This is a genomic window from Anaeromyxobacter oryzisoli (assembly GCF_022690765.1).
Classification (GTDB): domain Bacteria; phylum Myxococcota; class Myxococcia; order Myxococcales; family Anaeromyxobacteraceae; genus Anaeromyxobacter; species Anaeromyxobacter oryzisoli.
Genome location: NZ_JALCZA010000061.1, coordinates 19,777 through 27,342, shown reverse-complemented (window position 1 = coordinate 27,342; position 7,566 = coordinate 19,777). Strand labels below are relative to the sequence as shown.

The window sequence follows — 7,566 nt, the reverse complement described above, 5'->3', positions numbered from 1 at the left end:
AGGGTGCCGCGCCGGCGGAGGGTGCCGCGCCGGCCGAGGCCGCCGCGCCGCAGCCCACCGCGCCCACCGCGCCCGTCGAGGCTGCCGCGCCCTCCCCCGCTCCGGAGCAGGCCCCGGCGGAGACGGCCGCTCCCGAGGCGAAGTCCGGCGAGCAGTCGTAGAATCACCTCTCGCGCGCGGCCGGACGTCCGGGCGAGCCGCGCGCGGGAGGCCTCGCCCGATGGTCCCGTTCGGCCGCACCGCGGCGATCTTCGACGTCGACGACTCGCTCCTCGACGGGAACGCCGGGACCATCTTCACCTGGTACCTGTACACCGCGAAGGTGATGCGGCCGGAGGTGCGCTCGCGCATCCCCCGGATCATCTACGAGTACGCGCGGAACCGCCTCTCCGAGCAGGACATGGTCGAGGTCGGCTCCCGGTGCCAGCAGGGGCTCTACGCGGACCTCGTGAAGGCGCACGCGCACGCCTGCTTCGAGCGCCACCTCCGCAAGCGGATCACCTCCGGCGCGGTCCGGCAGATCCGCAAGCACCTCCTCTCCGGCCACTTCGTCGCGGTCGCCTCCGGCTCCTCGCAGTACATCATCGACGAGGTGGGGCTGCACCTGCGGGTGCACGCCGCCATCGGCACGCGGACGCGGATCGTGGACGGCAAGCTCACCGACCAGATCGTGCCGCCGGTCGTGTTCCGCGACGGCAAGCGCGCGGCGGTGGAGCGGCTGGCCGACGAGTGGGACCTCGACCTCTCCCGCAGCTACCTCTACTCGGACGCGGCCGCCGACGTGCCGCTGTTCGAGGCGGTGGGGACGCCGGTGGTGGTGAACCCGAAGGCCCCCTTCCGCGCGCTCGCCGAGCGGCGCGGCTGGGAGATCGTGGAGTGGAAGGAGCGGAGCGAGCCCGGGGCCGAGCCCGACCTGGCCGACGAGTGGGGGAGCTGGGAGGGCTGAGCTGCGGCGCACGCTGCCTGCCTGCGCGGCCTCGCCACGATCAGCCTGGATCAAATCAGTACAACCGGAACAGCCTGCGCGTGTTCTCGGCGGTCACCTCGGCGACCTCCTCGACCGGCACGCCCCAGAGCTCGGCGATCTTCCGCGCGGTCTCGACCACGTGGGCCGGCTCGTTGCGCTTCCCGCGGAACGGGATGGGCGCGAGGTAGGGCGAGTCGGTCTCGACGAGCAGCCGGTCGCGCGGGACGAGCTGGATCGCCTCGCGGATCGCCCCGGCGTTCTTGAACGTCACGATCCCGGCGACGGAGACGAAGAGGCCGAGGTCGAGGTAGGCGCGGGCCGCGGCCGCGTCCCCCGTGAAGCAGTGGATGACGCCGCCGGCCCGGGGGACGCCCTCCGTGCGGAGCACGTTCACGCAGACGGCGTCGGCCTCGCGGACGTGGACGATGACGGGCTTCTCGACCGCCCGGGCGAGCCGGACGGAGCGCCGGAACGCCCCCTCCTGCACGTCGCGCGGCGAGAGATCGTAGTGGAAGTCGAGGCCGGTCTCGCCCACCGCGACGACGCGCGGATCGCGCGCGGCCGCCTCGCAGGCCTGCCAGTCCTCCTCCGGCACCCGGACCGCCTCGTGCGGGTGGATCCCGACCGTCGCGGCGAAGAACGCCGGATCGCGCGTGGCGAGCTCCAGCGCGCTCCCGAAGTCCCCGGGCTTCCGCCACAGGCCGACGCAGACGATCCGCTCGAGCCCCGCCGCGCGGGCGCGCGCGATCACCGCGTCGAGCTCGGGGCCGTACTCGTCGCGATCCAGGTGGGCGTGGGAGTCGATCAGGCGCATAGGGGCTTCGGGCGCCATCACTTCACCCGCGTGCCCGGCGCGATGGAGTCCGCGACGGTCACCACCGACAGGTTCGGCGGCTCGCCCGCGGCGAGGAGCATCCCCTGCGAGGTGATCCCGCGGAGCGCCCGCGGGGCGAGGTTCGCGACCACCACGATGCGCCTCCCGACGAGCGCCTGCGGGTCCGGGTAGGCCTGGGCGATGCCGGCGACGATCGTCCGCGCCTCCGGCTCGCCGACGTCCACCGCGAGCTTCAGGAGCTTGTCCGCCTTCTCGACCTTCTCGGCGGCCTTCACGAGGCCGACCCGGAGCTCGACCCGCGCGAAGTCGTCGTACTGGATGACGCCCGGGGGCGGGGGCGCCGCCTTCGCGCTCACCTTGGTGGCGGTCTCGGACGGGCTCGCCGCCTTGGCGACCTTCGCCGGCGCCTTGGGCGCCTCGGGCGCCGCCGCGATGAGCCTCGCCACCTGCTTCGCGTCCACCGGCGCGATCTGCGGCGGCTTCGCGGCGAACCGGACCGGCCGGCCGTCGAACGGCGTGAACCCCTCCGGCCACGCGAGCGGCACGTCGCCCAGCGCGGCGGCGAGCGCCCCGCAGAAGCGCGGCAGCACCGGCGCGAGCGCGACGGCGACCGCGTGCAGCGCCTTCGTCAGGTCGTACAGGAGCGCCCGGGACGGCGCGGAGTCCGGCGCCTCCCAGGGCTTCCGCTCCTGGAGGGCCTTGTTCCCCGCGTCGGCGAGGTCGTTCACGGCCCGGAGCGCCGTCCGGTACTCGAGCTCGCGGTAGGCGTCGCGCGCCGTCTGGACGGCGCGCTCGGCGGCGCGCTGCAGGTCGTGCCCGGTGTCGACGCCCGCGGGGCGGGAGAGCTCGCCCGGGAGCTTCGCGACGAGGGCGTGCACGCGGGAGGCGAGGTTCGCGATCCGCTTCACGAGGTCGGCGTTGACGCGGTTCCTGAACTCGTCGAGCGAGAGATCGACGTCGTAGATCCCCGGCGAGAGGTTCGACGCGTAGAAGTACCGCAGCAGCTCCGGATCGAGCCCGGAGTCCAGGTAGGTCTTGCCGGTGATGAAGGTCCCGCGGGACTTCGACATCTTCTCGCCGTTCACGGTCAGGTGACCGTGCACCGGCATGCGGTCCGGGAGCTTGAGGCCGGTGGCCCAGAGCATCGCCGGCCAGAAGACGGCGTGGAACCGGAGGATGTCCTTCCCGATGAAGTGCTCCATGCGGCTCGCGGCGCCCGGCGCGAGGTAGCGCGCCTCGAACTCCGCGGGCGCGAGCCGCCTCCCCTCCGGCGCCTCCGCCGCGAAGTAGTGCTCGGCGCTGGAGAGGTAGCCGATCGGCGCGTCCACCCAGACGTAGAGGTACTTGCCCGCGAAGTCCGGATCCTTCACGGGGAAGCCGAAGTACGGCTCGTCCCGGGTGATGCACCAGTCCTGCAGGTCCGCGAGCCAGCCCTTCACCTGCTCGCGCACGGAGGGCACGAGGTGCCCCTCCCCGTTCACCCAGCCCTCGATGACCGAGAACACCTCCGGCTTGCGCAGGTTCACGTAGGCGTGGTCGCTCGTCCGGATCACCGGCTTCGAGCGGCAGATCGCGCAGTACGGCTCCACGAGGTCGCGCGGGTCGTACGTGGTCCCGCAGCTCTCGCACACGTCGCCGTACTGGTCCGGCGTCTTGCACACCGGGCAGGTGCCCTTCACGAACCGGTCCGGCAGGAACCGCCGATCGGTCTCGCAGTAGAGCTGCTCGACCGACTTCTTGTAGACGAGCCCCTTCGCCTTGAGCGCGTCGTAGACGCGGTAGGCCCAGCGGCGGTTCTCCTCGGAGTCGGTCGTGTAGTAGGTCGAGAAGTCCACCCCGAAGCGGCGGAAGTCCTCGTGCTGCTCGGCCCGGTACTTCTCCACGAACGCCTTCGGCGTCACGCCGGCCTTGGCGGCGTTCACCTCGATGGGCGTCCCGTGCGAGTCGGCCGCGCAGACGTAGGTCACGTCGTCGCCGCAGGCCTTCCGGAACCGGACGTAGACGTCGGTCTGGACGTACTCGACCAGGTGGCCGAGGTGGATCGAGCCGTTGGCGTACGGCAGCGCGCTCGTGACGAGGAGTCGCTGGCTCAAGGACTGCTCCTTTCCCGTGTGGGGGCGGCGAGGAGGCCGACGAGGACCCGCTCCAGGCGGATCCGGCCGTCCTGGCCGCTCTTCATTGCGACGTCGGCCTCGGCGAGGCCGGCGAGGGCGTCGAGCAGCTCCCCCCTCGAGAACCGCAGCGACGCCTGGTACTTCATCCAGAACCCGTACGGCTTCTTCCCCTTCGCCTCGTCCTCCGGGACGGTGGGGAACACCTCGGCCTCCCACTCCCGCGCCGAGCCGAGCCGCCGGTCCCCCACGGCGCGCCGGGCGCGCTCGCGCTCCACGATCATCCGGCGCACGGTGGACGCCAGGGAGCCGAGGAGCATGAACGGGCTCGCGCCGTCCGCGACGGACCGGTCGAGGACGCCCAGGGCGGCGGGGAGATCGCGCGCCTCCACCGCGTTCCCGAGGGCGAAGAACGGATCCGCGGCCACCCGGGTCACGACCTGGTCCACGTCGGCGGCGCCGATCACCTTCCGGTCGCCCACGTAGGCCGCGAGCTTCTGCACCTCGGAGGCGAGGACCCGCGCGTCGTCCCCCACCAGCTCGGCGAGCCGCGCCTCGCCCCGGGCGTCCACGCGCTTGCCGGTCCCGGCGAGCAGCGACTCGAGCACCGGCCCGAGGACCAGCCGCTGCGCGTCCCACGTCCCTTCCTTCTCGACCTGCGTGGTGACCCGGCGGCCCGCCGCCGCGAGCTTCTTCACCACGGGCAGCCGCCCGTCCACCTTGCCGGCGGCGATCACGAGCACGTGCCCCGGCGGGAGCCCCCGCGCCAGGGCCGCGTCGAGCGCCCCCGCGTCGTCGCCCTTCCCGACCTTGAGCTCGCGCTCCTGCGCGTACCGCGCCGCCTCGTCCACGAAGCGCGCCGCGTCGGCGTCGAGGGTCACGCCGAGCTCGGCGGCCAGCGCGTCCTTCGTCTCCGCGGAGACCGCGCCGTCGGGCCCCGGCGCGAGCGCCTTCGCCCCGACGCCCGCCTTCCCGGCGAGGGCGAGGAGCCGCCGGGCGCCGTCGCGCTGCCGCCCCTCGCGCCAGCTCCGCGCCGCGGCGGCGAAGGCCTCGGCGAGGTCCTCCTTCGACGCGAGGAAGGCCGGCTCCTGCACGAGCACGACCTTCCCGCCGCCGAAGAGGCCGCCGGTGGCGAGCTCCGCGGCCACCTCCGCCGGCGTCGCGGCGGCGTCGAGCTCGACGAGGTTGAGCGCCCGCGAGGCCTCCGGCACCAGGGCGCCCGCGAGTTCGCGCGCGGCGCGGAGCGACAGGAACGGATCGCCGTCGAGCAGGTACACCGGCCGCGGCTTCCCCGCCCGGGCCTCGGCGAGGCAGGCCTCGAGCGTCGCGCCCCCCGCCGCCCGCGCCGCGCCGCCGCGCGCTCCGCCCCTAGGCCCGGCCATGGAACCACCCGATGAGGAGCCGCTCGAGGGCGAGCACCGGCGAGCCGTTCTGGCGGAGCGCGGCCGCCGTCCGCTGGACCTCGCGCCGGCGCCGGACCACCTCCGCGGGCGCCGGGGCCGCCGCGGCGCGCCGGGTCGCCGGCGCGAGCTCGGCGAGGGCGAGCCGCGCGCCCCCCGCCCGCGCCGCGAGGACGTCCCGGAGCCACAGCGCGAGGAGCTCGCACAGCTCGGTCGCCTGCGCGCGGTCCTCGCCGTGCGCCTTCGCGAAGGCGAGCCACGCCCCGGCGTCGCCGGGGTCGAGGGCGACCGCGGCGAGCACCGAGTCCCGGAGCGCGGCGAGCGCCTCGGGATCCAGCGCCAGCGCCCGGCCGAGCGAGCCCCCGGCGAGCGCCGCCGCGAGCCGCGCCTCCTCCGCGCCGCGCCCCTCGGCCCGGAGCCGCTCCTCGACGAGCTCCGCCGGGACGGGCGCGAACGGCACCCGCAGGCACCGCGAGCGGATGGTCGGCAGCAGCCGGTCCGGGCTCGACGCGACCAGCACCAGCGTCGTGTCCTCGGGCGGCTCCTCGAGCGTCTTGAGGAGGGCGTTCTGCGCCTGCGGGTTCATCGCGTCCGCCGGGTCCACGATCACGAACCGGCGCCGCCCCTCGAACCGCTTCAGGGCGAGCCGGTGATCGACGAGATCCCGGACCTGGTCCACGACGATGTCCTTCGACGGCGCGCGCCCGCCCCTGGGCTCCCAGCGCCCCGCCTTCGCCATCACGCGCTCCTCCTGGAGCACGAGGACGTCGGGGTGGAGGCCGCGCTCGATCTTGCGGCACGGGCCGCAGCGGCCGCAGGCGTCGTCGGGGAGCCCCCCGGGGCCGGCCTCGCCGCCCTCGCAGTTGGCCGCCTGCGCCACGAGCCGCGCGACGCGCGCCTTGCCCGTCCCCGCGGGTCCGCCGAACAGGTAGGCGTGGTGCAGGGTCCCGCGCCGGAGCGCGGACCGGAGGGGAGCGAGCGCGCGATCCTGCGCGATGATCTCCGAGAACGGCATCGGCGGCGCGGAAGATAACATAAGGGGGCGGCGGGCCAGGCGCTTCCGGCGCGCCGCCGCCGCCGCCGGGAGCCGCCCGGCGGGTGGGCGAAATGGACTCCCCCGCCCGGCCCGGTATCATGGCCGACCGGAGCGCCGCCATGAACATCACGCCCCTCGACATCACCCAGAAGCAGTTCAAGAACGCCTTCCGCGGGCTCGACCGCGAGGAGGTCGAGGGCTTCCTCGCCCTCGTCGCGGCGGAGTTCGAGGCGCTCGTGAGGGAGAACCTCGCGCTGCGCGAGGACGACCGCCGCAAGACCGAGGAGATCGCGGAGTACCGGAGCCGCGAGCGCGCGCTCCAGGAGACGCTCGTCACCGCGCAGAAGGCGTCCGAGGAGATCCGCGAGGCCGCCCGCAAGGAGGCGGAGATCACCATCTCGGACGCCGAGCTCCAGGCCGAGAAGATCGTCCAGGGCGCCCACGCGCGCTTCCTGCGCATCGTGGACGACATCAACGAGCTGAAGCGGCAGCGCGTCCAGTTCGAGGCGAACGTCCGGACCCTGGTCGAGAGCCACCTCAAGCTCATCGAGGCGTTCCGCGAGCCCTCCCGCGAGGAGGCGGTCCAGTTCATGCCCGCCGCGCGGAAGCGGGCGGCGGACGAGTAGGATCGGGCGACGGGCCAGGGTTCACGCTGGGGTCCCGCCCCGAACTGAGCCCGTGGACCGTGACCGTCACCGATCCCCGTGCCCGCTTCCCGCTTCCCGTGGCCCCTGGCCCGTGAGCCGACAGCGCGGTCGGATCACGGGAACCGGGCCACGGGCCACGGGATCCGGTTCACGGGTCACGAAAAGCCGGTGACGGTGACGGAGCACGGTCACGGATGACGGGTTCGCGTCCGGGTGCGGGTTCGGCTCGGATGGCGAAGCCGGGTCGAGCCCGTGCCCGTGCCCGTGACCGTCACCGATCCCCGTGCCCGCCTCCCGCTTCCCGTGGCCCCTGGCCCGTGAGCCGACGGCGCGGTCGGATCACGGGAACCGGGCCACGGGCCACGGGATCCGGTTCACGGGTCACGGAGAAGCCGGTGACGGCGACGGAGCACGGTCACGGATGACGGGTTCGCGTCCGGGTGCGGGTTCGGCTCGGATGGCGAAGCCGGTCGAGCCCGTGCCCGTGACCGTCACCGATCCCCGTGCCCGCTTCCCGCTTCCCGTGGCCCCTGGCCCGCGAGCCGACGGCGCGGTCGGATCACGGGAACC

6 protein-coding genes are annotated in these 7,566 nt (G+C 74.3%); 2 read left to right on the top strand and 4 right to left on the bottom strand.

The genetic code is table 11. The features are described from left to right. The first annotated feature begins 220 nt into the window (after positions 1–220). Positions 221–946 (top strand): HAD family hydrolase, encoded by a 726-nt coding sequence (locus tag MNZ27_RS17155; protein ID WP_242395322.1) that lies wholly within the window; start codon positions 221–223, stop codon positions 944–946. A 55-nt stretch (positions 947–1,001) separates the two neighbouring features. Here MNZ27_RS17155 and MNZ27_RS17150 read toward each other — a convergent pair whose 3' ends face one another. Genes MNZ27_RS17150 through holB form a run of 4 tightly spaced genes read right to left on the bottom strand, consistent with a single transcriptional unit; the run spans position 1,002 to position 6,328 of the window. Beyond that, positions 1,002–1,781, bottom strand: a complete 780-nt coding sequence (locus MNZ27_RS17150) for a TatD family hydrolase (protein ID WP_242395321.1) — start codon at positions 1,779–1,781, stop codon at positions 1,002–1,004. Positions 1,782–1,798: 17 nt separating this feature from the next. Next, the gene (metG, locus tag MNZ27_RS17145) at positions 1,799–3,895 is read right to left on the bottom strand and encodes a methionine--tRNA ligase (RefSeq protein ID WP_242395320.1); all 2,097 of its coding nucleotides are present in this window, start codon (positions 3,893–3,895) and stop codon (positions 1,799–1,801) included. Next, on the bottom strand, positions 3,892–5,295 hold the full coding sequence (locus tag MNZ27_RS17140; protein WP_242395319.1) for a DNA polymerase III subunit delta: 1,404 nt from the start codon (positions 5,293–5,295) through the stop codon (positions 3,892–3,894). The genes metG and MNZ27_RS17140 overlap by 4 nt, the downstream gene beginning before the upstream one ends. Beyond that, positions 5,282–6,328 carry a DNA polymerase III subunit delta' gene (gene holB / locus MNZ27_RS17135; protein WP_242395318.1) on the bottom strand — a complete coding sequence of 349 codons (1,047 nt, stop codon included), beginning with the start codon at positions 6,326–6,328 and terminating at the stop codon, positions 5,282–5,284. The genes MNZ27_RS17140 and holB overlap by 14 nt, the downstream gene beginning before the upstream one ends. Positions 6,329–6,468: 140 nt before the next feature. On the opposite strand from holB, the gene MNZ27_RS17130 reads away from it, so the two are divergent. Continuing rightward, a complete protein-coding gene (locus tag MNZ27_RS17130) occupies positions 6,469–6,975 on the top strand; it encodes a DivIVA domain-containing protein (RefSeq protein WP_242395317.1) in 507 nt (168 codons plus the stop codon). Positions 6,976–7,566 lie beyond the last annotated feature (591 nt).

Excerpts from the sequence above, each read along its gene's own strand:
- MNZ27_RS17150 (WP_242395321.1), bottom strand. The coding sequence starts at position 1,781 with ATGCGCCTGATCGACTCCCACGCCCACCTGGATCGCGACGAGTACGGC.
- MNZ27_RS17140 (WP_242395319.1), bottom strand. The coding sequence starts at position 5,295 with ATGGCCGGGCCTAGGGGCGGAGCGCGCGGCGGCGCGGCGCGGGCGGCG.
- holB (WP_242395318.1), bottom strand. The coding sequence starts at position 6,328 with ATGCCGTTCTCGGAGATCATCGCGCAGGATCGCGCGCTCGCTCCCCTC.
- MNZ27_RS17130 (WP_242395317.1), top strand. The coding sequence starts at position 6,469 with ATGAACATCACGCCCCTCGACATCACCCAGAAGCAGTTCAAGAACGCC.
- MNZ27_RS17155 (WP_242395322.1), top strand. The coding sequence starts at position 221 with ATGGTCCCGTTCGGCCGCACCGCGGCGATCTTCGACGTCGACGACTCG.